Source organism: Hydrogenophaga sp., from assembly GCF_018780075.1.
Classification (GTDB): Bacteria; Pseudomonadota; Gammaproteobacteria; order Burkholderiales; family Burkholderiaceae_C; genus Hydrogenophaga.
Genome location: NZ_JADMKB010000003.1, coordinates 91554 through 116461, shown reverse-complemented (window position 1 = coordinate 116461; position 24908 = coordinate 91554). Strand labels below are relative to the sequence as shown.

Sequence of the window (24908 nt, the reverse complement as noted above, 5' to 3'; positions counted from 1 at the left end):
CACGACCCACCCCATCGCAAGTCACCACCCCATGAGCACCTTGCAGATCAGCTTGGCCATTGTTGGAGGTCTCGTCCTCGCGGGCGTGGTCGCCTACAACGCCTGGGTCACCAGCCGCAACGTGCCGCGCACGGCGCGCGAGCAACCGGGCCCGGAAGCGCCCGCTGCGGCGGCGAACACCGAAGACGAGTTGCCCCTGAATGACCACCCTGTGGCTGGGGAGCCCGGGGACGCCGAGCGCATCGACCCGGTGTTCCAGGACGCGCCGGTGTCTGCGGTCCGGGTGCGCGAAGAGCCGCGCGCCATCCCTGCCGTGGCCGTGACACTCAACCACGTGGTGAGCACGCCGGAGAAGAAGCCCGGCCTGGACGCGCTGATCGACGTGATCGCGCCGCTGCAGCTCGAAGGCGAGGTGTCCGGTGAGGCCTTGCTGGCCGCGCTGCCTGGCACGCGCCGCGTGGGCAGCAAGCCCTTTGCCGTCGAAGCGTCGATCGAAGAAGGCGGCGACTGGGAAAGTCCGCGCCCCGGGCAACGCTACCGGGCCTTGCAGGTCGGTGTGCAGCTCGCCAACCGCGCCGGTGCGCTCAACGACATCGAGTTTTCCGAGTTCGTGGTCAAAGCACAGGCCTTTGCCGACGCGGTGGGTGCCATGCCCGACTTCCCCGACATGCGCGGCGAGGTCGCCCGGGCCCGCGAGCTCGACGCGTTCGCCAGCGGCCACGACGCCCAGCTCGGTTTCACCCTGCGCGCGCGGCGGGCCGCCTGGAGCCCGGGCTATGTGTCGCAGAATGCCGCCCGTTTCGGTTTTGTGGCCGGTGTCTTGCCGGGCCGCATGGTGCTGCCCGGCAGCCTGGCCGGTCAGGCACCGATCCTGAGCCTGGCCTTCGATCCCCAGGCGGCCATGGCCGAAGACCCCGAGCAGAGCGCCCTGCGCGAAGTGGCGCTCTCGCTGGAGGTCACCCACGTGCCGCGCAGCGAGCAGCCCTTCGTGCGCATGCGCCAGGCCGCCACCGCGCTGGCGGAGGCCATGGACGGGGTCATCACCGACGACGCCGGCCAGATGCTCTCGACCGACACCATGGACGCGATCGGCTCCGACCTCGAAGGCCTGTACGACGCGCTGGACAGTCACGATCTGTCGGCGGGTTCGCCGCAGGCGCGCCGGCTTTTTTCCTAACCCCCGCGCCGCGCTTTCAGCGCGTCACCCCCTTCCAGGGGGCAACGCTGGCGGACCGGCGAAGCCGGTTCCGCGGCGTTCTGGGTTGACTTCCCCTCACTCGCTGTGTGATCTTGTCTGCATGAGCACTTCTGATCTTTTTTCGTCTGAGCCATCGCCGGCCGAGCACGCGGCCGAGTTGCATGCGGCGCTGCACCACCACGCCCACCGTTACTACACGCTGGACGACCCGGAGATTCCGGACGCGGAGTACGACCGGCTGTTTCGCGAGCTGCAGGCGCTGGAAGCGGCACACCCCGAGCTGCTCACACCCGACTCGCCGACGCAGCGGGTCATCGGAACCGTGCTCGACGGTTTCACGCCGGTGCGGCACCGCGTGCCCATGCTCTCCATCAACACCGAGACCGACACCGAACCCAGCGGCGCGCGCAATTTCGACACCCGCGTGCGCCGCGCGTTGGGGCTGACCGAGGTCGATCCGCCGGTGGCCTATGTGGCCGAGCTCAAGTTTGACGGTCTGGCGATGAGCCTGCGCTATGAAGACGGCCTGCTGGTGCAGGCCGCGACGCGTGGCGATGGCGAAGTGGGCGAGGATGTGACGAACAACATCCGCACCATCGGCCAGATTCCCTTGCGCCTGCCCGCCGATGCGCCTGCCGTGCTGGAGGTGCGTGGTGAAGTCTACATGCGCCGCGATCATTTCGACGCGCTCAACGAAAGGCAGCGCGCGAAGATCGCCGCCGGCGCCAAAGGCGAAAAGACCTTTGTGAACCCGCGCAACGCTGCGGCCGGCGCCGTGCGTCAGCTGGACTCGGGCATTGCCGCCCAGCGGCCACTGAGCTTCTTCGCCTACGGCCTGGGCGAGATCACGCCGCAAGAGCTGGGCGGCCCGGTGTTCGAGACACACTTCGATCTGCTCATGCGGCTCAAGGCCTGGGGCTTTCCGGTGGCCGGGCAGACCACGGTGGCGGTGGGCGCGGATGAGCTGATCGCCTTCCACCAGCGCATCGGTGCGGCGCGCGACCAGCTGCCCTACGACATCGACGGTGTGGTCTACAAGGTCAACTCGCTGGCGCTGCAGCGCCAGCTCGGCTTCGTCACCCGCGAGCCGCGCTGGGCCGTGGCGCACAAATACCCGGCGCAGGAGCAGCTCACCACGGTGCTCGCCATCGACGTGCAGGTCGGCCGCACCGGCAAGCTCACGCCGGTGGCCAAGCTCGCGCCGGTGTTCGTGGGCAACGTCACGGTGACCAACGCCACGCTGCACAACGAAGACGAAGCGCGCCGCAAGGACGTGCGCGTGGGCGATACCGTGATCGTGCGCCGCGCGGGCGACGTGATCCCCGAGGTGGTGGCCGTGCTGCCCGAGAAGCGGCCCGAGGGGGCCGAGGTGTTCTCCATGCCGCGCGTGTGCCCGGTGTGTGGCAGTGAAGCCGTGCGCGAAGAGGGCGAGGTGGACTACCGCTGCACCGGCGGCCTGTTCTGTGGCGCCCAGCGCAAGGAGGCCATCCTGCATTTCGCCCACCGCCGTGCGGTGGAGGTCGAGGGCCTGGGCGACAAGCTGGTGGAGCAGCTGGTGGACGCGGGCGTGGTCAAGACCCTGCCCGACCTGTACCGGCTCGGGTTCACCGCGCTCGCCAGCCTGGACCGCATGGCCGACAAGTCGGCGCAGAACATCGTGGCCGCGCTGGAGAAATCCAAGCGGACCACCTTGCCGCGGTTCCTGTTCGGTCTGGGCATCCGGCACGTGGGCGAGGCCACGGCCAAGGAACTGGCGCGCCACTTCGGCCAGCTCGACGCCATCATGGATGCGAGCGTGGAGGCGCTCTCGGAGGTCAACGACGTGGGCCCGGTGGTGGCGCAGAGCATCCGCACGTTTTTTGAGCAGCCGCACAACCGCGAGGTGGTGGAGCAGTTGCGGGCCTGCGGCCTGACCTGGGAAGAGGGTGAGCCCGCCGAGCGCGCGGTGCTGCCGCTGGCGGGCAAGACCTTCGTGCTGACCGGCACCTTCCCGACCCTCAGCCGCGATCAGGCCAAAGACCTGCTCGAAGCCGCCGGGGCCAAGGTGGCCGGTTCGGTGAGCAAGAAGACCGACTACGTGGTGGCCGGTGCCGAGGCCGGCAGCAAGCTGGACAAGGCCCAGGCGCTGGGCGTGGCCGTGATCGACGAAGCGGCCATGCTGGCGCTGCTGGAGCCGCCTCAGGGTTGAACACCCGTCACTTGAACTTGTAGTGGTCTCGGTTGAGCACCGCGGCCACGGCGTTGACCTCTTCCGGGAACATGCCCAGGTTCATGGTGGTGTTGCACCCTTCCACCATGCCGCGCAGCAGGCCGGCGCTGTGGATCTTGCCCAGCGGCCTGTAGATGGCGCTGCCGTCGCCGCCGACCTTGCCCACGTGGCAGGCCACACACTTGTGTTCGGCGATCATCTTTTCGCCGAGCGCCAGATCGGCGCCCTTGAAGATGTCGGCCCCTTGGGCGAAGGCTGCTCCGTGGAGCCACAGCGTCAACAGGGTGGTGCCAATCAGCATCGGTTTCATGGGGCCTCCTGACAACGGGGTGTCAGCAATTACGGTGGTGGGTATCGAGCACCACTGTAGCTGCGCCACAATCGCGCGCCACCCGGGCAAAACCCCCACTTCCACCTCCACACATGGCCATCCACGCGATCCTCAAGATGGGCGACCCCAGGCTGCTGCGGCAGGCGCAGCCCGTCACGGCGTTCAACACCCCCGAGTTGCACGGGCTGATCGCCGACATGGCAGAGACCATGGCGGCCGCCAACGGCGCCGGGCTGGCCGCGCCGCAGATCGGTGTGGACCTGCAGCTGGTGATCTTCGGCACCGACGCCCCCAATCCCCGTTACCCGGAGGCGCCGGTCGTGCCGCGCACGGTGCTGATCAATCCGGTGATCACGCCCCTGGGCGACGAAAAGGAAGAGGGCTGGGAGGGCTGCCTGTCGGTGCCCGGCCTGCGCGGCGTGGTGCCGCGCTGGAAGCGCATCCGTTACCAGGGCTTTGCCCCCGACGGCAGTCGGGTGGACAGGGAGGCCGAGGGCTTTCATGCCCGAGTGGTGCAGCACGAGTGCGACCACCTGCTGGGCGTGCTCTACCCGATGCGGGTGCGTGATTTCAGCCGCTTTGGCTACACGGACGTGCTGTTTCCCGGCCTGGACCCGGCCGAGGACGACTGAAAAGGCGCGAGCGTCGCAGGCAGATGGCGCCGAAACAGTTGCAAAAAAGTCACCGGACGAGGATCGAAACCTGTCTGAAACAAACCGACACGTTCGTCGTGGGAAATCAACTAGAGTGTTTTCCCTTATCCCCACCGACCAAGGATCTGGAGTTTATGAAACGAATGTATGCCGTGGTGGTCGGCGCGGCCGTGCTGGGCGGTTGCGCTGTGGCGCCGCCGCCGACCGATCTGGCCGAACCGCTGCCGGGTGCCTGGTACGCCCCTCCGCTGCCGCACCAGGGGCAAGCGACCTCGCTCACCGACTGGTGGGCGCAGCTGGGTGACCCCGTGCTCGCCGACCTGATCGCGCAGGCGCAAGCGCGCAGCGCCAGCGTGGCGTCGGCCCGCGCCCAGGTGGCGGCGGCCCGCGCCGCGCTGGCCGGCGCCGACAGCGCGGCGGGCCCGCAACTCGCCGCCGTGGCGAGCGCCTCCCGCCTGCAGGAGCAAGGTGTTCCGTTGGGCAACGCGGTGGGCGCGGGTCTTCAGGCGTCGTGGGCGCTCGACGTGTGGGGCCAGAACGCCGCCTCCGTGCGCCAGGCCAGTGCGCAGCAAGGCGCCGCCAACGCTGGTTGGCACGAAGCGCGTGTGCTGGTGGCGGCCGAAACGGCGCGCCTGTACCAGGGGCACCGCGCCTGCCGCGTGCAGCTGGAGATCACGCGGGGCGACCAGCAGTCTCGCCGCGCCACCGCCGACAGCGCGGCCGTGTCCGAGCGCGCTGGCCTCACCGCGCCGGCCGTGTCGGCCCTGGCCCGTGCCAGCAATGCCGACGCCGAGGGCCGCCTGGCCCAGCAGACCAGCCAGTGCGAGCAGCAGCTCAAGGCGATGGTGGCGCTCACGGGCGAGGCCGAGCCCGCGTTGCGCGAGCGCCTGGGTGCGACCAGCGCGCTGCCGGACCCGCAGCGCATGGCCGAGCGCCTGAGCGTCGGCGCCGTGCCGGCCGATGTCATCCGCCAGCGGCCCGACGTGGCGCGCGCGCAGCGCGAGCTGTCGGCGGCCGCTGAAGGGGTGGGCGTGGCCCGCGCCGCGCTGTGGCCCAGCCTCAGCCTGTCGGGCAGCTGGCTGCGCAACCGTTTTTCCACCAGCGCGGGCGACACCAGCTTCAACACCTGGTCCGTCGGCCCGCTGACCCTGAGCCTGCCGCTGACCGGGCGGGGCGGGCTGAACGCCGCCGCCGACGCAGCCCAGGCGCGCTACGAAGCGGCGGGCCTCGCCTACGCCGCCACGCTGCGCCAGGCCGTGGCCGAGGTGGAGCGGTCGCTGGTGGCGCTCTCGGCCCTTCAGCAACAGCAGTCGTCCAGCCGCGATGCGGTGGCGGGTTACACCCGGTCGTTCGACGCCACGCAGGCGCGTTACCGCGTGGGCCTGGCCAACCTCAATGAGCTGGAAGAGGCGCGCCGCCTCAAGCTCAACGCCGACAGCGGCGCCGTCGCGCTGCAGCTGGAACAGCTCAACACCTGGATCGGGTTGTACGTCGCCCTCGGCGGCGGCTTCGATCCCCAGATCACCCCAGAACCCGTCCGGAAACCCTCATGAACGTCATGCCCGCTTCTTCGTCCGCCGGTCTGCACCGGCTCAGCTGGGTGGCCATCGCCGCCGCCCTGATCGTGGCCGCCTGCAGCAAGCCCGCCGAGGGTGAGACCGGTGCGGCGGGCGCTGCCGCAGCGCCCGCGCCGGCCGACGCGGCGGCCCCCGCGCCCAAACCGGCCATGACCGTGTCGCTGGCCAAGCCCACGACCGACAAGCTGTCGCTGCAGCTGCAGGCCAACGGCAACATCGCCGCCTGGCAAGAGGCCAGCGTGGGTGCCGAACTGCCGGGCCTGCGCCTGGCCACGGTGAACGTCAACATCGGCGACGCGGTGCGCAAGGGGCAGGTGCTCGCCACCTTCGCGCGCGAAACCACGGCCGCCGAAAGCCTGCAGGGCCAGGCCAGCGTGATGCAGGCCGAGGCCGCGTTCGAGAACGCCAAAGCCGACGCGGACCGCGCCCGCTCGATCCAGGACACGGGCGCCCTGTCGCAATCGCAGATTGCGCAGTACCTGACGCAGGAAAAGGTCACCCGGGCCCAGTGGGAAGCGGCGAAGGCCTCGTACGCCGCCAGCCGGGTGCGGCTGGGCAACACCCAGGTGCTGGCCCCGGACGACGGCGTGATCTCCGCCCGCAGCGCCACCGTGGGCGCGGTGGCCGGTGCCGGGCAGGAGCTGTTCCGGCTGGTGCGCCAGAGCCGCATGGAATGGCGCGCCGAAGTGACGCCAGCCGAAGTGGGCCGCATCAAGGTCGGGCAGAAGGTGGACGTGACCGCCGCCAGCGGCCTGGAGGTCAAGGGCACGGTGCGCGCCATCGCGCCCACGGCCGATCCACAGACCCGCAACGTGCTGGTGTTTGCCGCCCTGCCGCGCCACGACGAGCTCAAGGCCGGCACCTTTGCCCGCGGCCATTTCCTGCTCGGGGAAAGCCAGGCGCTCACCGTGCCGGCCCAGGCCATCGTGGTGCGCGACGGCCACAACTACGTGTTCGTGGTCGGTGCCGACAACAAGGCCGCCCAGCGCAAGGTGGAGACCGGCCGCCGCGTGGGCGAGCGCGTGGAACTGCTGCAGGGCCTCAAGGCCGAGGAATCGGTGGCGGTGCAGGGCGCAGGCTTCCTGAACGAGGGTGACCTCGTGAAGATTGTTCAGTGAAGGACCGGTCATGAACGTTTCCGCTTGGTCCATCAAGAATCCGATCCCGGCGGCGATGCTGTTCGTCATGCTCACGCTCGCCGGCCTGTTTTCCTTCCAGGCCATGAAGGTGCAGAACTTCCCCGACCTGGACGTTCCCAACATCACCATCGTCGCCAGCCTGCCGGGGGCCGCCCCCAACCAGCTGGAAAACGACGTCGCGCGCAAGATCGAGAACAGCCTGGCCTCGCTGCAGGGCCTGAAGCACATCTACACCAAGGTGCAGGACGGCACGGTGTCGATCACGGCCGAGTTCCGCATCGAGAAGGCCACGCAAGAGGCGCTGGACGATGTGCGCTCGGCGGTGGCCAAGGTGCGGGGTGACCTGCCGACCGAATTGCGCGAGCCCATCATCAACAAGCTCGAACTCGCCGGCGGCGCGGTGCTGGCCTACACGGTGCGTTCGGACAAGATGGACGACGAGGCCGTGTCCTGGTTTGTCGACAACGACGTGGCCAAGCTGCTGCTCTCGGTGCGCGGTGTGGGCGCGATCAACCGCGTGGGCGGTGTGAACCGAGAGGTGCAGATTCTGCTGGACCCGCTCAAGCTGCAGTCGCTGGGCGCCACGGCGGCCGACATCTCGCGCCAGCTCGCCAAAGTGCAGATCGAGAGCGCGGGTGGCCGAGCCGACATCGGTGGCAGCCAGCAGCCGTTGCGCACACTCTCCTCGCTGAAATCGGCCGAGGAACTGGCGGCGCTGGAGCTGTCGCTCTCCGACGGCCGGCGCATCCGCCTGGACCAGATCGCCAGCGTGAAAGACACCATCGCCGAACCCACCGCCGCCGCCTTCCTCGACGGCCAGCCGGTGGTGGGCTTCGAGGTGGCGCGCAGCAAGGGCGCCAGCGAGGTTGAGGTCGGTCACGGTGTGCGCGACAAGCTCAAGGAGCTGCAGGCCAGCCGGCCGGACCTCCAGATCACCGAGTCGTTCGACTTCGTGACGCCGGTGGAGGACGAGTTCAACGCCTCCATGACACTGCTGTACGAGGGCGCCTTGCTCGCCGTGCTGGTGGTCTGGCTGTTCCTGCGCGACTTTCGCGCCACCATCGTGTCGGCCGTGGCGCTGCCGCTGTCGGCCATTCCGGCTTTCATCGGCATGCACTACCTGGGCTTCACCATCAACGTGGTGACACTGCTGGCGCTCTCGCTGGTGGTCGGCATCCTGGTGGACGACGCCATCGTCGAGGTGGAGAACATCGTGCGCCACATGCGCATGGGCAAATCACCCTATCAGGCCTCGATGGAGGCGGCCGACGAGATCGGCATGGCCGTGATCGCCACCACCTTCACGCTGATCGCGGTGTTCCTGCCCACGGCCTTCATGTCGGGCATCCCGGGCAAGTTCTTCAAGCAGTTCGGCTGGACGGCCGCACTGGCCGTGTTTGCCTCGCTGATCGTGGCGCGGGCCCTCACGCCCATGATGGCGGCGTACATCATGCGCCCCATCGTGCTGGCCAAGGACCGGCCGCAATGGGCGCGCAAGAACGCGCTTCTGGGCCGCATCTGGGCCTGGATGACCAACCAGGACGAACCCGCCTGGCTGCACACCTACCAGGGCTGGGCCGCCTGGTGCATCCGCCACCGCTGGATCACGATGGTCCTGGCCGGGGCGTTTTTCGTCGGCTCCATCATGCTGATCCCGCTGCTGCCGCAGGGCTTCATCCCGGCCGACGACAACTCGCAGACGCAGGTCTACCTGGAGCTGCCGCCCGGCGCCACGCTGAAACAGACCGTGGCCACGGCCGAACAGGCGCGCGTGCTGGTCAACGGCGTGAAGCACGTGAAATCCGTCTACACCACCATCGGCTCCGGCTCGGCGGGCACCGACCCGTTTGCGCCGCAGGGCGCGCAGGAGTCGCGCAAGGCGGCGCTGACCATCCAGCTCGACGCGCGGGGCGAACGCCCCCGCAAGCAGGTGATCGAAAACCAGCTGCGCGAGGCCATGTCCAACCTGCCGGGGGTGCGCAGCAAGGTGGGGCTGGGCGGTTCGGGTGAGAAATACATCCTCACGCTCACGGGCAACGACGCCAACGCGCTGTCGACCGCCGCGCGCGCCATCGAGCGCGACCTGCGCACGATCAGCGGCGTGGGCAGCATCCAGTCGTCGGCCGCGCTGGTGCGCACCGAGATCATCGTCACGCCCGATCTGGAGCGCGCCGCCGACCTGGGGGTGACCAGCAGTGCCATCGCCGAGACCCTGCGCATCGCCACCGTGGGCGACTACGACAGCGCGCTGCCCAAGCTCAACCTGCCCCAGCGCCAGGTGCCCATCGTCGTGAAGCTCGAAGCCGGTGCGCGCGAGGACCTGGAGGTGCTGGGTCGGCTCGCCGTGCCCGGTGCCAAGGGCCCGGTGATGCTCGGCCAGGTCGCCACCTTGACCTTCGGTGGTGGCCCGGCCGTGATCGACCGCTACGACCGCTCGCGCAACATCAACTTCGAGGTCGAACTTGCGGGCATCGCGCTGGGCGACATGAAGACCGCGGTGGACGCACTGCCCAGCATCAAGAGCCTGCCACCGGGCGTGACCGTGCTCGAGATCGGCGACGCCGAGGTGCAGGGCGAGCTGTTCGCCAGCTTCGGCCTGGCCATGCTGACCGGCGTGCTGTGCATCTACATCGTGCTGGTGCTGCTGTTCAAGGCCTTCCTGCACCCGTTCACGATCCTGGCGGCGCTGCCGCTCTCGCTGGGCGGGGCCTTCGTGGCGCTGTTGCTGACCAACAAGGCGTTCTCCATGCCGTCGCTGATCGGCCTGATCATGCTCATGGGCGTGGCGACGAAAAACTCCATCCTGCTGGTGGAGTACGCCATCGAGGCGCGCCGCGTGCACGGCATGAACCGCCTGGACGCCATCCTGGACGCCTGCCACAAGCGGGCTCGTCCGATCGTGATGACGACCATCGCCATGGGCGCTGGCATGTTGCCGATCGCGGTGGGCTGGGGTGCGGCCGACAGCAGCTTCCGCTCGCCCATGGCCGTGGCCGTGATCGGCGGCCTGATCACCTCGACTTTCCTGAGCCTGCTGGTGATCCCGGCGGTGTTCACCATCGTGGACGATGTGTCGCTGTGGTTCGGCAGGCTGTTCAGGCGGTCGCCGGTGGTTGTGCCCCCACAGCCGAGCGAGGCCTGATCGGCCTCTGGAGACTCAGACCACGGTGGGCGACGAGGCACCATCCACCGTGATGTTGGCGCCGGTGAGGTAGGTGCCCTGGGCCGAGGCAGCGAAGACCACGATGCCGGCGATTTCGTCGGGCTCGGCCAGGCGCCCCATGGCGAGGCGGCTGACGGCCTGTTCCAGCGCCTGCTGCTCGGTGATGCCGGCCCGCTGGGCCTCCACCTTCAGGCCCTCGGACACGCGCTCGGTGTTGGTCAGGCCCGGGTTCAGCCCGACCACGCGCACGCCGCGCGGGGCGTAGGTGTGGGCCAGGCCCGCGGTGGCCAGCATCAGGGCGGCGTTGGCGGCGCCACCGGCCAGGTGGACGGGTGTGGGGACCTTGCCGCCGTTGCCGATGATGTTCACGATGACGCCGGCGCCCCGCGCGGCCATGAGCTTGACCACCGGGTCGATGACGTGGATGTAGCTGAAAAACTTGGCGTCCATCGCGGCGCGCCAGGCGGCCGGCGTGAGGGCTTCGGCGCTGGTGCGCAAGGCCGCGCCGGCGCTGTTGACCAGGATGTCGATGGGGCCGAAACCGGCTTCGACCTCGCGCACCATGTGCGCCGCGGCCTCCGGGTCGATCAGGTCGGCCGCCACGGTGAAGGCGTCACCCAGCGAAGCCCGGGCCGCGTCCAGGTGGGCCTGTGAGCGCGAAACGAGGGCAACGTGGGCGCCTTCGGCCAGGAAAGCGCGGGCACAGGCCAGGCCCACCCCTTTGCTCCCCCCGGTGATCAGCACACGCTTGCCTTGCAGTCCGAGGTCCATGAGAGGTTTCCGGGTGGGTTGAATGGGCCGTGCGCCGGAGGGCGTTCAGCCCTCCAGGATCTCCAGCAACTCCGTCTCGATCTCGATCTGGCGCTTGTTCATCTGCAGCTCGCGCCCGCAGATCAGGAAGGTGTCCTCCACCCGCTCGCCCAGCGTCGTGACCTTGGCCAGCTGCACGCTGATCTCATGGCGCGCGAGCACGCGAGAGATGCAATAGAGCAGACCGGCACGGTCGCTGGCCGAGACGCTCAGTAGCCAGCGCTGGGCCTTTTCGTCGGGACGCAGGTCCACGCGCGGTGTGATCGGGAAACTTTTCACCCGGCGCGACAGGCGGCCCTTGCTGGGCGGGGGCAGCGGTCCGTGCTGGTCGATCGTGCCGGCCAGGTTCTTCTCCACCATCGCGATCAGCTCACGGTAGTGGTCCGACAGCGTGGGTGCCACGACCTGGAAGGTGTCGAGCGCATGGCCGGTCATGGTGGTGTGGATGCGCGCGTCCAGGATGCTGAAGCCGGCGTTGTCGAAGTAGCCGCAGATGCGCGCGAACAGGTCGTTCTGGTCGGGTGCGTACACCAGCACCTGCAGGCCTTCACCCTCGGGGGAGAGGCGGGCGCGCACGATGGCGGCGTCGGGCTCGGCAGGCGCCGCCGGATCGGGGGGCGTCGTCTCGGCGCGCGCGTTGATCGCGATCTGGCGCGTGAGCACCCGGGTGTGCCAGGCGATTTCGTCAGCCTGGTGGCGCATGAAATAGCCCACGTCCAGCGTGTCCCACAGCGCCTTGTGCGCCAGGTGGGGCAGGGCGTGCAGCGCGAGCATCGACAGGGCCTCGCGCTTGCGCGACTCGACCACAGCGTCCGGGTCGGGTGCTCGGCCACCGAGCGCGCGCAGGGTGTAGCGGTACAGGTCTTCGAGCAGCTTGCCCTTCCAGGCGTTCCAGACCTTGGGGCTGGTGCCCCGGATGTCGGCCACGGTGAGCAGGTACAGGGCGGTGAGGTAACGCTCGTTGCCCACGCGTTTCGCAAAGGCATTGATCACGTCCGGGTCGCTCAGGTCTTCCTTCTGCGCCATGCGGCTCATGGTCAGGTGCTCGGACACCAGAAACTCGATCAGCTTGGTGTCTTCCCGGTCGATCCCGTGCTGGCGACAGAAAACGCGCACGTCCTTGGCGCCGAGGTCGGAGTGGTCGCCGCCCCGGCCCTTGGCGATGTCGTGAAAGATGGCCGCGATGTAGAAGATCCAGGGCTTGTCCCAGCCGGCCGCCAGCTGCGAGCAGAACGGGTACTCGTGCGAGTGCTCGGCGATGAAGAAGCGGCGCACGTTGCGCAGCACCATCAGGATGTGCTGGTCCACGGTGTAGACGTGGAACAGGTCGTGCTGCATCTGCCCCACGATGTGGCGGAACACCCAGAGGTAACGCCCCAGCACCGAGGTCTGGTTCATCAGGCGCATGGCGTGCGTGATGCCGTCGTTCTGCTGCAGGATCCGCATGAACATGGCGCGGTTGGCCGGGTCGGCACGGAACTTCGCGTTCATGACCGGCCGCGCGTTGTACAGCGCGCGCAGCGTGCGCGCCGAGAGCCCCTTGATGCCCACCGTGGTCTGGTAGAGCAGGAAGGTCTCCAGGATCGCGTGCGGTTGTTGCACATACAGGTGGTCGCTGGAGACCTCCAGCATGCCGGCCTTGTCGAAGAAGCGTTCGTTGATCGGGCGCATGCGGTCCACGCCCATCTCGTCGCTGTTGAGACGCTCTTCGATGTTGAGCAACAGGATCTGGTTGAGCTGGGTCACGGCCTTGGCCGCCCAGTAGTAGCGCTTCATCAGCTGTTCGCTGGCGCGGCGCGCCATGCGCACGGTGGGCATCGCCTGCGCACCGCCCGAGGTGATCACCGCCGGCACTTCCGCCTTGTAGCCAAACGATTCGGCCACCGCGGTCTGCAGGTCGAACACCAGCCGGTCTTCGCGCCGGTTGGCCAGCAGGTGCAGGCGCGCGCGGATCAGGCTGAGCAGCGCCTCGTTGGCCTTGATCTGGCGCGCCTCCAGCGGCGTGGCCAGGCCCTTGCGGGCGAGCTCGTCCCAGCTGCGGCCCAGCCCCGCGGCGTTGGCCACCCAGAGGATGATCTGCAGGTCGCGCAGGCCGCCGGGCGACTCTTTGCAGTTGGGCTCCAGCGAGTAGGGCGTGTTCTCGAACTTGTTGTGGCGCTGGCGCATCTCCAGCGTCTTCGCCACGAAGAAGGCCTTGGGGTCCATGGCCTCGCCGAGCTGGTTGACGAGGGCGTTAAACTGCGGCCTGGACCCCGTGATGAGACGGCATTCGAGCAACGAGGTCTGCACCGTCACGTCGCGGCTCGCTTCGTCCACGCACTCGGTGGCGTTGCGCACGCTGGACCCGATTTCCAGACCCACGTCCCAGCACGAGCCGATGAAGCCCTCGATGCGCTCCTTGAGGGTGGCGTCGGTCTCGGGCGAGGCCCCGTCCGGCAGCAGCACCAGCACGTCCACATCGGAGTTGGGAAAGAGCTCGCCGCGGCCGTAGCCGCCCACGGCGATCAGCGCGAACCCCGGGCCGAAGCCGGCCGTGTCCCAGAGCTTGCGCAAGGTCTGGTCGGTCAGGCGCGCCAGCTGCTGCAGCGCCTGCCGCACACCGCGGGTGGCCGACCCCTGCAAGCCCAGGTTCGCCAGCAGCGCGGCCTTGTCGCTGCGGTACTGCAGGCGCAGGGCGCCGATTTCGCCTTTGGCGTCACCCATGCGCGGTCTCCCGGTTCAGCAGCTGGTGGTGGTGACGAACGCCGGCAGCGGCGGGCTGCCGGCCGACAGTGTCAACACCTCGTAGCCGGTGGGCGTGACGAGGATGGTGTGTTCCCACTGGGCGGACAGCGAGCGGTCCTTGGTGACGATGGTCCAGCCGTCGCCCATTTCCTTGATGTCGCGCTTGCCGGCGTTGATCATGGGCTCGATGGTGAAGGTCATGCCGGGCTTGAGCTCTTCCATCGTGCCGGGGCGGCCGTAGTGCAGCACCTGCGGTTCTTCGTGGAAACGCTGGCCGATGCCGTGGCCGCAGAACTCGCGCACCACCGTGTAGCCGTTGCCCTCGGCAAAGGTCTGGATCGCGTGGCCGATGTCACCCAGGCGCACGCCGGGCTTGACCATCACGATGCCTTTCCACATGGCCTCGAAGGTCACCAGGGAGAGGCGCCGCGCCTGCACGCTGCAGGCCGCTTCGCCACCGATCAGGAACATGCGGCTGTTGTCGCCGTACCAGCCTTCGGGCGTGATCACGGTGACGTCGACGTTGAGGATGTCGCCTTTCTTCAGCGGTTTCTCGTTCGGGATGCCGTGGCACACGACCTGGTTGATCGAGGTGCAGAGGTGGCCGGGGTAGGGCGGGTAGCCACTGGGCTGGTAGCCGATGGTGGCCGAACGCGTGCCCTGCTGCTTCATGTAGTCGGCGGACAGGCGGTCGATCTCGAGGGTGGTCACGCCGGGCTGGATGTGGGGCGTGAGGAAATCCAGCACTTCGGAGGCCAGACGGCAGGCCGTGCGCATGCCGGCGATGCCGGCTTCGTCTTTGTAGGTGATGCTCATGGGGCGCAATTATCCCGCGGCGCGAAACGGTTTGAAACGAAGGGTCAATACAGGGTCGTTTCAGGGTGTGTCTCCCTATACTCGCCCACTTTCAACACTCAAGTGAGGCGTTTGCGATGAATAAGCTGCATACCGTGGGGTTGTCTCTGGCGCTGTTGTCCGGCTCAGCCATGGCACAAGGTGTGGGCGTGTACGGCGTGGCCGGCACGGGCGGCCTCGGCGTCGGCCTGAACCTGCCCATCGGCCCGGCCTTCGGCCTGCGCGGCGAGCTGGCCAGCCTGACCGAGTCCGACACCTACACCGAAGACCAGATCACCTACAAGGGCGACCTGAAACTCAAGGGCAACGGCGTGTTCGCCGACTTCCGCCCGTTCCTGGGCACCTTCCGCCTGGTGGGTGGCGTGACGTTTGGCGGCTCGGCGGCGGCGCTGGACGCCCAGGCCACGAACGGCTCGGTGACCATTGATGGTCAGCGGTTCGATGCGGCGGGCAACTCGCTGCGGGCCAACATCAAGTACCCGGACAACATGCCTTACGTGGGCGTGGGCTGGGGCCACGGCCGCTTCAACGAGCCCGGCTGGACCTTCGGTCTGGACCTGGGCGTGTCGATCGGCAAGCCCAAGGTGTCGCTGGTGGGCTCGGGCGGTCTGCTGGCCCAGCCGGGCGCATCCGCGGCCATCGCGGCCGAAGAACGCAAGGTGCAGGACGACCTGAACAGCGCGAGGGTGCTGCCGGTGATCAAGGTGAGCGTCGGGTATCAGTTCTGACTCTGACGCTCCCCCCGCGCCGCTGCGCGTCACCCCCCAAGGGGCGCCAGCAGCGGCCCGGCGAAGCCGGTTCCGCGCTGGCCTGGTGATCGGGGCTCTGTTGCAATCCGGCAGGGCGCCCCGGGTAAAATTCCGGGTTTCCACCCATCCCCCGGGCCTGCATCTGCATGTGGCGCCCGCCAGCCCCAAGGCCACCCACCGTGACCCTGCTCCTGCGCTTCTTCGAAGGCGGCAACGCCGTCAGCGACTTCAAAGTCCAGCAACTCCTGCCCCGCCTGCAAGCGGTTTCCGACAAGATCAACGGCATTTCGGCCCGTTTCGTGCACCTGGCGTCGTTCGACGCCGAGCCCGACGCCGCCACGCTGGAGCGCGTGGGCCAGCTCATGACCTACGGCGAGCCCGCCACCGAGGCGCACCTGGCCCTTGAGAAGGCCGGTGCACCGGCGCTGCTGGTGATGCCGCGCCTGGGCACCGTGTCGCCCTGGGCGTCCAAGGCCACGGACATCGCGCACAACTGCGGTCTGGCGCTGCACCGCGTCGAGCGCCTGGTTGAATTCCGCATCGGCTTGAAGAGTGGCCTGCTGGGCAAGGCCAGCCTGAGCCCCGAGCAGCTGCGCGCCGTGGCCGACGTGCTGCACGACCGCATGACCGAGGCCGTGACCACCGAGCGCCGCCAGGCCGAGGCTCTGTTCACCGAACTGCACCCCGAGCCCATGGCGCATGTGGACGTGCTGGTCGGCGGTCGCACCGCGCTGGAAAAAGCCAACATCGCCTGGGGCCTGGCCCTGGCCGATGACGAGATTGACTACCTGGTCAACGCCTTCAACGGTCTCAAGCGCAACCCGACCGACGTCGAGCTGATGATGTTCGCGCAGGCCAACAGCGAGCACTGCCGCCACAAGATCTTCAACGCGCAGTTCACCATCGACGGCGTGGCGCAGGACAAGAGCCTGTTCGGCATGATCCGCCACACCCACCTGCTCGCGCCCCAGCACACGGTGGTGGCGTATTCGGACAACGCCTCCATCATGGAAGGCAGCGTGGTCGAACGTTTCGTGGCGCGCGCGGGCGGTGAGGCCTCGCCCGCCTATGCGGCAGAAACAGCCACGCACCACGTGCTGATGAAGGTGGAAACCCACAACCACCCGACCGCGATCTCCCCGTTCCCCGGTGCATCCACCGGCGCGGGCGGCGAGATCCGCGACGAGGGCGCGACCGGCCGCGGCTCCAAGCCCAAGGCCGGCCTGACCGGCTTCACCGTCTCCAAACTCTGGGGCGGTTTGACCGACCAGCCGGGCGGCAAGCCCGAGCACATCGCCAGCCCGCTGCAGATCATGACCGAGGGTCCGCTGGGCGGCGCGGCGTTCAACAACGAGTTCGGCCGTCCGAACCTGCTGGGCTATTTCCGCGAGTACGAGCAGGACGTGGGCGGCGTGACCCGCGGCTACCACAAGCCCATCATGATCGCGGGCGGCCTGGGCCAGATCGACGCGACGCAAACGAAGAAGATCGACTTCCCGGCCGGTTCGCTGCTGATCCAGCTCGGCGGCCCGGGCATGAAGATCGGCATGGGCGGCGGCGCCGCCAGCTCCATGGCCACCGGCACCAACGCCGCCTCGCTGGACTTCGACAGCGTGCAGCGCGGCAACCCCGAGATCGAGCGCCGCGCGCAGGAGGTCATCAACCACTGCTGGGCGCAGGGTGACAAGAACCCCGTGCTGTTCATCCACGACGTGGGCGCGGGCGGCCTGTCCAACGCCTTCCCCGAGCTGACCAACGACGCTGGCCGGGGCGCGCGCTTCGACCTGCGCGCCGTGCCGCTGGAAGAGAGCGGCCTGGCGCCCAAGGAAATCTGGTGCAACGAGAGCCAGGAACGCTACGTGCTGGCCATCGCGCCCGAGTCGCTGGAGCAGTTCAAGGCCTTCTGCGAGCGAGAGCGCTGCCCGTTCTCCGTCGTCGGTGTCGCGACCGAAGAGCGGCATCTGTCGCTGGTCGATGAAGGCAACGAATCGCCCGTGGACATGCCCATGGACGTGCTGCTGGGCAAGCCGCCCAAGATGCACCGCGACGTGAAGACCGTGCAGCGGGAGTTCAAGCCCATGGACCTCACCGGCGTGTCGCTGGAAAAGGCAGTGATCGACGTGCTGAGCCACCCGACCGTGGCGTCCAAGCGCTTCCTGGTCACCATCGGCGACCGCACCGTGGGTGGCCTGAGCCACCGCGACCAGATGGTCGGCCCCTGGCAGGTGCCGGTGGCCGACTGCGCCGTGACCCTGGCCGACTACGCCGGGTTCGCCGGCGAGGCCATGTCCATGGGCGAGCGCACGCCGTTGGCTTCGATCAACGCCGCGGCATCGGGCCGCATGGCCGTCGCCGAGGCCATCACCAACCTGCTGGCCGCGCCCATCGAGCTGCCGCGCGTGAAGCTGTCGGCCAACTGGATGGCCGCCTGCGGCGAACCCGGCGAAGACGCCGACCTGTACGCCACCGTCAAGGCCATTGGCATGGAACTGTGCCCTGCGCTGGACGTGTCGGTGCCGGTGGGCAAGGACAGCCTGTCCATGCGCACGCAGTGGACCGCCGACGGCGAGAAGAAGAAAGTCACTTCGCCGGTGAGCCTGATCGTCACCGCCTTTGCCACGCTGGCCGACGTGCGCGGCACGCTCACGCCGCAGCTCAACCGCGACATCGACGACACCACGCTGGTGCTGGTGGACCTGGGCAAGGGCCGCAACCGCCTGGGCGGCAGCGTGCTGGGCCTGACCCTGGGCCAGCCGGGCGACGAGGTGCCCGACCTGGACAGCCCGCAGGACCTGATCAACCTGGTCAACGCGGTGAATGCGCTGCGTGCCCAGGGCCAGATCCTGGCCTACCACGACCGTTCGGACGGTGGCCTGCTGGCCGCCGCGGCCGAAATGGCTTTTGCCGGCCACGTGGGCGTGTCGCTGAACGTGGACATGCTGGTCACCGAAGGCGACGGCATCTCCGACAGCCGCATGGACAGCGGTGACGCGAAGAACTGGGCGCAGCAGGTCAGCGCCCGCCGCGAAGAACTCACCCTCAAGGCCCTGTTCAGCGAAGAGCTGGGCGTGCTGCTGCAGGTCAGGACCGAAGACCGCAACGTGGTGATGCAGACCCTGCGCGAACACGGCCTGTCCAAGCACAGCCACTTCGTCGGCAAGACCCGCCCGGCGTCCTCGTCCATCGACGTGGGCAAGGGCCAGCTGCAGGTCTGGCGCGACACCAAGGCGGTGTTCAGCGCCAGCCTGTTCGACCTGCACCAGGTCTGGGACAGCGTGAGCTGGAAGATCAACCAGCAGCGCGACAACCCGGCCTGCGCCGACGCCGAGCACGCGGCGGCTGGCCGGCCCGACGATCCAGGCCTGCACGTCTTCCTCCCTCGCCCGCTGGGTGAGGGCCTCTCCGCGCCCGCATTGCACCTCACCCGCCCCAAGGTCGCGATCCTGCGCGAGCAGGGCGTGAACTCGCACGTGGAAATGGCCTACGCCTTCACCCAGGCCGGCTTTGAAGCGTACGACGTGCACATGACCGACCTGCAGTCGGGCCGGGTCAAGCTGGCCGACTTCAAGGGCGTGGTCGCCTGCGGCGGTTTCAGCTACGGCGACACGCTGGGCGCCGGCATCGGCTGGGCGCGCAGCATCACCTTCAACCCGCTGCTGTCCGAGCAGTTCCAGGGCTTCTTCGGCCGCGCCGACACCTTCGGCCTGGGCGTCTGCAACGGCTGCCAGATGTTCGCCGAGCTGGCCGACATCATCCCCGGCGCCGAGGCCTGGCCGCGCTTCACCACCAACCAGAGCGAGCGCTTCGAGGCGCGCCTGTCCATGGTCGAGGTGCTGCAGTCGCCCAGCCTGTTCCTGCAGGGAATGGCCGGCAGCCGCCTGCCGATCGCCGTGGCGCACGGCGAGGGCTTTGCCAACTTCAAGCACCGCGGCAACCCGGCGCAGGCGGTTGCCGCCATGCGCTTTGTGGACAACGCCGGCGCCGCGACCGAGCAGTACCCGTTCAACCCGAACGGTAGCCCGGCTGGCCTGACGGCGGTGACCACGGCCGACGGCCGCTTCACGGCCATAATGCCGCACCCCGAGCGCGTGTTCCGCAACATCCAGATGAGCTGGACCAGTGGCAACGGCAGCGAACTCAGCCCCTGGATGCGCATCTGGCGCAACGCCCGCAAGTTCGTCGGCTGACCGTATGGCCCGCCCACACGCGCTGCCCGCCGAGATCGTCGATGCTTACGCCCGCGACGGCGCGGTGGTGCTGCGGGGCGTGCTCAACGCCGACGACCTGCGCACGCTGGAAGCGGGCATCGAGCACAACCTGGTCCACCTGAGCCCGCTGGCTCTGGTGGCCAGCGAACCGGATGATCCGGGCCGCTTTGTCGAGGACTTCTGCTCCTGGCAGGCCAACCCGGACTACCAGCGCATCCTGAAGGACTCGGCCCTGCCGCACCTGGCCGCCCAGCTGATGCAAAGCCGCACGGTGCGCCTGTACCACGACCACCTGCTGGTCAAGGAAGCCGGCACGCGCCAGCCCACGCCCTGGCACCAGGACCAGCCGTATTACAACGTCGGCGGGACGCAGAACGTCAGCTTCTGGATTCCGGTCGATCCGGTGCCGCTGGCCAGCACGCTGCGCTTCGTGGCTGGCTCGCACGCCGGCACCTGGTACATGCCGCGCACCTTCCGCGACCAGCAGGCCAGGTGGTTCCCCGAAGGCGCGCTGGCCGAACTGCCCCCCATTGATGCCGAGCCCGACACCTACCGGCAACTGGCCTGGGCGCTGGAACCCGGCGATTGCGTGGCCTTTCACATGCTCAGCCTGCACGCCAGCAGCGGCACCGGGCCCGGCGCACGGCGCCGCGTGTTTTCTGCCCGCTATCTGGGCGACGACGCCACGCATGCGCCGCGCCGCTGGCGCACCTCGCCGCCGTTTCCGGGCCTGGACGCGGTCCTGCCCGACGGCGAGCCGATGGAACACCCCCTGTTTCCCGACGTCTGGCCCATCGCCTGAGCGTCGGCCTACCGCCGGCAGCCACAACGCCGCGCTGCTAGAGTCTCGCTGTCTGTTTCATTTTCGAGCTTATCCAACATGGCCTCCAGCCTTCTCGCACTCCTCGACGACATCGCCACCCTGCTCGACGACGTCGCCGTCATGACCAAGGTCGCGGCCCGCCAGGGCATGTCAGCCGCCGACGACGTCGCCGCCATGACCCAGCTGGCCGCCAAAAAGACGGCGGGGGTGCTGGGCGATGACCTCGCGCTCAACGCGCAGCAGGTGACCGGGGTCAACGCCGACCGCGAGCTGCCCGTGGTCTGGGCCGTGGCCAAAGGCTCGCTGCTCAACAAAGCCATCCTCGTGCCGGCGGCGCTGCTCATCAGCGCCGTCGCGCCCTGGGCCATCACGCCGCTGCTCATGCTCGGTGGCCTGTTTCTCTGCTTCGAAGGGGCCGAAAAGCTGCTGCACGCCTTCTTCCACAAGAAGAGCGAAGACGACGCCCACCACGCCGAGCTGCTCAAGGCCGTGAGCGATCAAAAAGTCGACCTTGTGGCGTTTGAAAAAGACAAGGTCAAGGGCGCCATCCGCACCGACTTCATCCTCTCGGCCGAAATCATCGTCATCACGCTCGGCACCGTGGCCGACGCCGACTTCGCGCGCCAGGTCGCCGTGCTCGTAGGCATCTCGATCATCATGACCCTGGGCGTCTACGGGTTGGTCGGTGGCATCGTCAAACTCGACGACCTGGGCCTCTACCTGACCCGCAAAGCCTCAGCCGCCCAACAGGCCATCGGCCGCGGCATCCTGGCCTTCGCCCCCTGGCTCATGAAAACCCTCTCGGTGGTCGGCACCGCCGCCATGTTCCTGGTGGGCGGCGGCATCCTGCTGCACGGCGTGCCCGCGCTCGGCCACGCCGTTGAACATTTCGCTGAGGGCCTGGGCTGGATGGCAGGCATCGTCAACAACCTCGCGGGCGGCGTGGCCGGCCTGATCGCGGGGGCGTTGTGTGTCATGCTGTTCAACGCCTTCAACCGCCTGCGTGGCAAATCAGCACACTGAATGCAGAGTCCGTCTTGACCTGAGTCAAGGCATTCAGGATCCGGTTGTCTAGACTCTGAAGGCCCATCGTGAAGGGGCTGGGGATGTTCCTCAGCGGCCTAAGCGAACCTTCGAGGAGACACCGCCATGAACACCGCCGCCGACCACGACGCGCCCATCAACAGCTTCACCAACTGCCACGTCGGCATCATCAAGCGCCTGAACGCACTCGACGAGTTGCCCACGTTGCTCGCCCCGGCGGCCCGCGCGCGCCAGATCGCGGAGGAGTCGCTGGATTTCTTCCGCGAAGCCATCTTCGAGCACCACCTCGAAGAAGAGCGCGAGCTCTTCCCCGCCGTCCTGGCCAGCGCCCAGCCCGGCGAAGAAATGGAACGGATCAAAGGCATGGTCAAACGCCTCACCGAAGAACACCGCATGGTCGAGGCACTGTGGAAGCGGCTGGAAAAAGGCCTCAAACCCGTCGCCAAAGGCCACAGCACCGACCTCGATGTGAGCGAGCTGCAGCGCCTGGTGACCGAATACACCGCCCACGCCGCCTACGAGGAAGCCGAATTCCTGCCCCTGTCCGAAGTCATCCTCGGACGCAACAGCAATCACATGGCGGCGCTGGGGCTGTCGTTGCACATGCGGCACGCCAAGCCGGTGACCGCCTACATCTGATCGGGCCTACCTCGACAGCGCCGCCACCTGCGGCGCTTGCGGCTGTGCCTGCAGGCTGGGCTGAAGGGTCTCGCTGCAAACTTCCTTCCGGACCGGATCGGTGAGCGAGCAGTTCAGCGCCTCCTGCACGCCGATTTCGCTGATGCCGAACGCCTGCTTCAGCGCAATGGTCTGCTGGTCTTTGCTCAGGAACACGCCCTGCACGTCACCGCGCCCCGCATTTTCGGCCGCGACCGCCACGGCCGAACGGATGAGGGTGTCGATCTGTGCCGGCGAGTGGGTGGCGCCCAACTGAAGCGTCAGTGCCTGCGAAGCCATCTGGTGAACCCTCTGCTGACCGGGGCTCAGCGCCTCAGGTCCGGTGTCGGCGCGTGGCTGGGTGCGCGTCACGGTGCCTTCCTGAAAACCTTCGACCTTCTTCATGCCGTCCAGTAAGGCTTCGAATTCCTTCGGGCTCAGATCTTTGATCTTCTTGCTCCGCAGATCGACACCCTGGCTGTCGCCCACAGCGTAGACCGATTGGGCATAGGCGTCGGTGTTGGCCTTGCCGGTGTAGTCGTCCACCGCATAGGCCTTGAGCATCTCGGGAATGGTCTTGCCGCCATGGCTGTGGCGCAGCAGTTGCGCCTTGGCGGCCCGGCCAGCGGCGTCCGTTTCAAACACCGCATTGCCCCACTGGTCCAGCGCCACGACACCCTCGTACCGCCCTTGAGCTGCGGTCAGCGCGACCCCCTTGGTCCGCGCCGTGTGAACGGTCTTGTCGGCGCTGTTGGCGTACTCGAACTTGAGGTTGCCGGGGTTGTTGTTGCGCCAGGACACGGTACCGCCTTCGCGCGTCTCGACCGACCCGTCGCCCATCTGGTAGACGCGGGTCTTGCCTTCTGTCCGGATCAAGCCGGTGATTTTGTGGGGATCACCCATGTTGTTTGCTCCCTGAAAGAATGTGGCGATCGAGGCGCGCCACTCGCCGTGAAGCCGGGCGGCCAGCGTCAACGGACGGAGACGTCCTTGAGGTGGTACTTGCCCGAGCGGCTGACGCGGCAGTAAGGTGTGGCACGCAGCACCACCGTCTTGCCGACGTGGGCTGCCACTGAAGCGCTTTCCACCGCCAAGACCGAGGCGGTCTGCTCGCCGCACTCGGCCTTGTCGTCGAGCTTCAGGGGCGCTGCGAGCTCCAGCCCATAGGCCTTCAGGCCGGCACCTTCACCCGGCTGACCGAATTCGAGCGGGCCGACGATCTTGCCCGTGAACTCGCCCGGTTGATTGACCGCCTGCCCCCCTGTGGCGGCGCATGCGGTCAGAGTGATCAGCAGCCCGCAAGCGGAAAGGGCAAGCCCAATGAATCGGCCGGTCAAATGCATCTAAAACCCCCTGAAATAATAAGAAAGCGCAGTATAGGCAGGCGAACAGCCTGTTCTTGAGCGTCTACAGGTGTTTACAAATGGTCCGTTTAAGGCGCTTGGTCGCGCCTGCACTACAGTCCGAGCGGTATGAAATCCGGACAAAGCCATTCCCCCCACCATCCACCAGAACACTGGTGCGTCGAAAGCCGCGACAGCGTCGGTGTGCTGAACATCCCCGGCCTCAATGGCCGTACCCGCGTGTTCGACGTGGACGCCAGCCTGCTGGTGGACGTGCCGCCGCAAGGCGAGGGCGCCTGGTTGGAGCTGACGGTGGAGTTCGATGGGAGGCGCCAGTGGTCGCGCCGCATCCCCGCCCACAACCCGGGTCAGACCGACGGGCTGGAGTACCACCAGCGGGTGCGGCTGGAAGCGGAGCAGGGCCTGCGCGTGCGGGCGGTGGCGGCGGTCAAGGGGGTGCGGGTCCGGCAGCTGGTGGTGGAGGCGCGGGAAGACGTGTGAGAAGCAGGGGTCAAACCCGATGGGCTGCTGAATTTTCTTGAATTTTCATCTGAACAAGTTACTTTAGATTTCGCTTGTAGAAGCATGTTTTGAAACAAAAATTGCCGGTATTTTTTCTCCAGCTTTTCCTGCAAGCACTGTTTTGTACCGCAGGTATCTGCGGGATACATCGCTTTATAAGATCCTAGTCAAGCAATGAAACTCCATGATCTTCTTGAATCGGTCACGGACGAACAGTCGTTTTTGGCGTTCGTGAAGGCACTGCGAGAGGATCGCGAAATAGAGGCCACTGCTGAAAAGGCGTCGCCCTCCGGTCCATATGGCCCAACCCAGGGTGGTTGGGAAAACGTGACGATCGAGTCTTTTCTTGAGTCGGCATGTTCTTGGGCAGAAGACACCGGCTTTGGCGAGTCTCAGGATCTGAGTGATGCATCCCCTTTGAGGAAATTCGCCACGTTCCTGTACCTGGGAAAAATCTATGAGTAGCGAGCCTCACAATCCGTTGATCGACCACCAACGGCGGCTATCACACTCTCGTTCTTTGGCCGTGAGTGCGCCGTTGTCGTCCAATCATTGCCAACGATAGCGCCCAAACCTCAATGACCAATTCTCCGACCTCAAACTTAAAGCGATTGGTGCAGATCGAGCGCCTTCGGCTGGTTCGCACCTGGTTCATTGGGATCGGTGTGGTGACCATCCTCTTCTCCCTGTCCATGCTCGGCAGGATTGGCAGCAACCCAAAGTGGTGGGGCAACACGTTTGCGGCATGGAGAGATCTTGGTTTGCTGCAAGGGATCGTGCTTCCCGGTTTGGGTGTTGGGTTGATTTTTCTGGTTTCTGCGGCAGTCGTTACCGCATTGCTCTGGAAAAAGGAAAGAACCGACCTCTGAGCGCCTGTGGCCCTGACAAGGCGCCCAAACCCGT

Annotated in this window: 20 protein-coding genes; 14 read left to right on the top strand and 6 right to left on the bottom strand. The window is 67.5% G+C overall.

Going from position 1 to position 24908, the window contains the following annotated elements; genetic code table 11:
• Positions 1–31 precede the first annotated feature (31 nt).
• Together IV088_RS00690 and ligA are read left to right on the top strand one after the other, a co-directional pair.
• A complete protein-coding gene (locus IV088_RS00690) occupies positions 32–1177 on the top strand; it encodes a cell division protein ZipA C-terminal FtsZ-binding domain-containing protein (RefSeq protein ID WP_291096618.1) in 1146 nt (381 codons plus the stop codon).
• 121 nt (positions 1178–1298) lie between these two features.
• Positions 1299–3386, top strand: a complete 2088-nt coding sequence (gene ligA, locus IV088_RS00685; protein ID WP_291096616.1) for an NAD-dependent DNA ligase LigA — start codon at positions 1299–1301, stop codon at positions 3384–3386.
• A 7-nt stretch (positions 3387–3393) separates the two neighbouring features.
• On the opposite strand, the gene IV088_RS00680 is transcribed toward ligA, so the two are convergent.
• The gene (locus IV088_RS00680) at positions 3394–3717 is read right to left on the bottom strand and encodes a hypothetical protein (protein ID WP_291096614.1); all 324 of its coding nucleotides are present in this window, start codon (positions 3715–3717) and stop codon (positions 3394–3396) included.
• A 113-nt stretch (positions 3718–3830) separates the two neighbouring features.
• Here IV088_RS00680 and def point away from each other — a divergent pair, with 113 nt between their 5' ends.
• The 4 genes from def (at position 3831) to IV088_RS00660 (ending at position 10249) form a co-directional block, all read left to right on the top strand.
• On the top strand, positions 3831–4370 hold the full coding sequence (def, locus tag IV088_RS00675) for a peptide deformylase (RefSeq protein WP_291096613.1): 540 nt from the start codon (positions 3831–3833) through the stop codon (positions 4368–4370).
• A 155-nt stretch (positions 4371–4525) separates the two neighbouring features.
• Positions 4526–5944 carry an efflux transporter outer membrane subunit gene (locus IV088_RS00670; protein WP_291096611.1) on the top strand — a complete coding sequence of 473 codons (1419 nt, stop codon included), beginning with the start codon at positions 4526–4528 and terminating at the stop codon, positions 5942–5944.
• Positions 5941–7086 (top strand): efflux RND transporter periplasmic adaptor subunit, encoded by a 1146-nt coding sequence (locus IV088_RS00665; protein WP_291096609.1) that lies wholly within the window; start codon positions 5941–5943, stop codon positions 7084–7086. The genes IV088_RS00670 and IV088_RS00665 overlap by 4 nt, the downstream gene beginning before the upstream one ends.
• Before the next feature lie 10 nt (positions 7087–7096).
• Entirely contained in the window at positions 7097–10249 is a 3153-nt protein-coding gene (locus IV088_RS00660) for an efflux RND transporter permease subunit (RefSeq protein ID WP_291096608.1), read from the top strand.
• A gap of 15 nt (positions 10250–10264) precedes the next feature.
• Here IV088_RS00660 and IV088_RS00655 read toward each other — a convergent pair whose 3' ends face one another.
• Genes IV088_RS00655 through map form a run of 3 tightly spaced genes read right to left on the bottom strand, consistent with a single transcriptional unit; the run spans position 10265 to position 14620 of the window.
• Positions 10265–11041: an SDR family NAD(P)-dependent oxidoreductase gene (locus tag IV088_RS00655; protein WP_291096606.1), complete on the bottom strand. Its 777-nt coding sequence runs from the start codon at positions 11039–11041 to the stop codon at positions 10265–10267.
• Positions 11042–11086: 45 nt separating this feature from the next.
• Positions 11087–13783 (bottom strand): [protein-PII] uridylyltransferase, encoded by a 2697-nt coding sequence (locus tag IV088_RS00650; RefSeq protein ID WP_291096605.1) that lies wholly within the window; start codon positions 13781–13783, stop codon positions 11087–11089.
• A gap of 15 nt (positions 13784–13798) precedes the next feature.
• Complete coding sequence (map, locus tag IV088_RS00645; RefSeq protein ID WP_291096604.1) at positions 13799–14620, bottom strand: type I methionyl aminopeptidase; 822 nt, start codon at positions 14618–14620, stop codon at positions 13799–13801.
• A 116-nt stretch (positions 14621–14736) separates the two neighbouring features.
• On the opposite strand from map, the gene IV088_RS00640 reads away from it, so the two are divergent.
• From IV088_RS00640 to IV088_RS00620, 5 genes are all read left to right on the top strand, one after another.
• Positions 14737–15387, top strand: a complete 651-nt coding sequence (locus IV088_RS00640) for a hypothetical protein (protein ID WP_291096603.1) — start codon at positions 14737–14739, stop codon at positions 15385–15387.
• A 200-nt stretch (positions 15388–15587) separates the two neighbouring features.
• Positions 15588–19595: a phosphoribosylformylglycinamidine synthase gene (gene purL / locus IV088_RS00635; RefSeq protein ID WP_291096602.1), complete on the top strand. Its 4008-nt coding sequence runs from the start codon at positions 15588–15590 to the stop codon at positions 19593–19595.
• A gap of 4 nt (positions 19596–19599) precedes the next feature.
• Complete coding sequence (locus tag IV088_RS00630; RefSeq protein ID WP_291096601.1) at positions 19600–20418, top strand: phytanoyl-CoA dioxygenase family protein; 819 nt, start codon at positions 19600–19602, stop codon at positions 20416–20418.
• A 78-nt stretch (positions 20419–20496) separates the two neighbouring features.
• Positions 20497–21462, top strand: coding sequence for a DUF808 domain-containing protein (locus IV088_RS00625; RefSeq protein ID WP_291096599.1), 966 nt, complete (start codon positions 20497–20499; stop codon positions 21460–21462).
• A gap of 126 nt (positions 21463–21588) precedes the next feature.
• Positions 21589–22122 carry a hemerythrin domain-containing protein gene (locus IV088_RS00620; RefSeq protein ID WP_291096597.1) on the top strand — a complete coding sequence of 178 codons (534 nt, stop codon included), beginning with the start codon at positions 21589–21591 and terminating at the stop codon, positions 22120–22122.
• Between the two features lie 6 nt (positions 22123–22128).
• Here IV088_RS00620 and IV088_RS00615 read toward each other — a convergent pair whose 3' ends face one another.
• Positions 22129–23043: a hypothetical protein gene (locus tag IV088_RS00615; RefSeq protein WP_291096595.1), complete on the bottom strand. Its 915-nt coding sequence runs from the start codon at positions 23041–23043 to the stop codon at positions 22129–22131.
• Positions 23044–23111: 68 nt separating this feature from the next.
• Entirely contained in the window at positions 23112–23483 is a 372-nt protein-coding gene (locus IV088_RS00610) for a hypothetical protein (RefSeq protein WP_291096593.1), read from the bottom strand.
• Positions 23484–23612: 129 nt separating this feature from the next.
• Between IV088_RS00610 and IV088_RS00605 the strand changes: the two genes are divergently transcribed.
• The 3 genes from IV088_RS00605 (at position 23613) to IV088_RS00595 (ending at position 24874) form a co-directional block, all read left to right on the top strand.
• Positions 23613–23984 (top strand): hypothetical protein, encoded by a 372-nt coding sequence (locus tag IV088_RS00605; protein ID WP_291096591.1) that lies wholly within the window; start codon positions 23613–23615, stop codon positions 23982–23984.
• A gap of 195 nt (positions 23985–24179) precedes the next feature.
• Complete coding sequence (locus tag IV088_RS00600) at positions 24180–24470, top strand: hypothetical protein (protein WP_291096589.1); 291 nt, start codon at positions 24180–24182, stop codon at positions 24468–24470.
• Between the two features lie 113 nt (positions 24471–24583).
• On the top strand, positions 24584–24874 hold the full coding sequence (locus tag IV088_RS00595; RefSeq protein ID WP_291096587.1) for a hypothetical protein: 291 nt from the start codon (positions 24584–24586) through the stop codon (positions 24872–24874).
• The last annotated feature ends 34 nt before the right edge of the window (positions 24875–24908 follow it).

Coding starts and splice junctions, on each gene's coding strand:
- IV088_RS00690 (WP_291096618.1), top strand. CDS start 32: ATGAGCACCTTGCAGATCAGCTTGGCCATTGTTGGAGGTCTCGTCCTC.
- ligA (WP_291096616.1), top strand. CDS start 1,299: ATGAGCACTTCTGATCTTTTTTCGTCTGAGCCATCGCCGGCCGAGCAC.
- IV088_RS00680 (WP_291096614.1), bottom strand. CDS start 3,717: ATGAAACCGATGCTGATTGGCACCACCCTGTTGACGCTGTGGCTCCAC.
- def (WP_291096613.1), top strand. CDS start 3,831: ATGGCCATCCACGCGATCCTCAAGATGGGCGACCCCAGGCTGCTGCGG.
- IV088_RS00670 (WP_291096611.1), top strand. CDS start 4,526: ATGAAACGAATGTATGCCGTGGTGGTCGGCGCGGCCGTGCTGGGCGGT.
- IV088_RS00665 (WP_291096609.1), top strand. CDS start 5,941: ATGAACGTCATGCCCGCTTCTTCGTCCGCCGGTCTGCACCGGCTCAGC.
- IV088_RS00660 (WP_291096608.1), top strand. CDS start 7,097: ATGAACGTTTCCGCTTGGTCCATCAAGAATCCGATCCCGGCGGCGATG.
- IV088_RS00655 (WP_291096606.1), bottom strand. CDS start 11,041: ATGGACCTCGGACTGCAAGGCAAGCGTGTGCTGATCACCGGGGGGAGC.
- IV088_RS00650 (WP_291096605.1), bottom strand. CDS start 13,783: ATGGGTGACGCCAAAGGCGAAATCGGCGCCCTGCGCCTGCAGTACCGC.
- map (WP_291096604.1), bottom strand. CDS start 14,620: ATGAGCATCACCTACAAAGACGAAGCCGGCATCGCCGGCATGCGCACG.
- IV088_RS00640 (WP_291096603.1), top strand. CDS start 14,737: ATGAATAAGCTGCATACCGTGGGGTTGTCTCTGGCGCTGTTGTCCGGC.
- IV088_RS00630 (WP_291096601.1), top strand. CDS start 19,600: ATGGCCCGCCCACACGCGCTGCCCGCCGAGATCGTCGATGCTTACGCC.
- IV088_RS00625 (WP_291096599.1), top strand. CDS start 20,497: ATGGCCTCCAGCCTTCTCGCACTCCTCGACGACATCGCCACCCTGCTC.
- IV088_RS00620 (WP_291096597.1), top strand. CDS start 21,589: ATGAACACCGCCGCCGACCACGACGCGCCCATCAACAGCTTCACCAAC.
- IV088_RS00615 (WP_291096595.1), bottom strand. CDS start 23,043: ATGGGTGATCCCCACAAAATCACCGGCTTGATCCGGACAGAAGGCAAG.
- IV088_RS00610 (WP_291096593.1), bottom strand. CDS start 23,483: ATGCATTTGACCGGCCGATTCATTGGGCTTGCCCTTTCCGCTTGCGGG.
- IV088_RS00605 (WP_291096591.1), top strand. CDS start 23,613: ATGAAATCCGGACAAAGCCATTCCCCCCACCATCCACCAGAACACTGG.
- IV088_RS00600 (WP_291096589.1), top strand. CDS start 24,180: ATGAAACTCCATGATCTTCTTGAATCGGTCACGGACGAACAGTCGTTT.
- IV088_RS00595 (WP_291096587.1), top strand. CDS start 24,584: ATGACCAATTCTCCGACCTCAAACTTAAAGCGATTGGTGCAGATCGAG.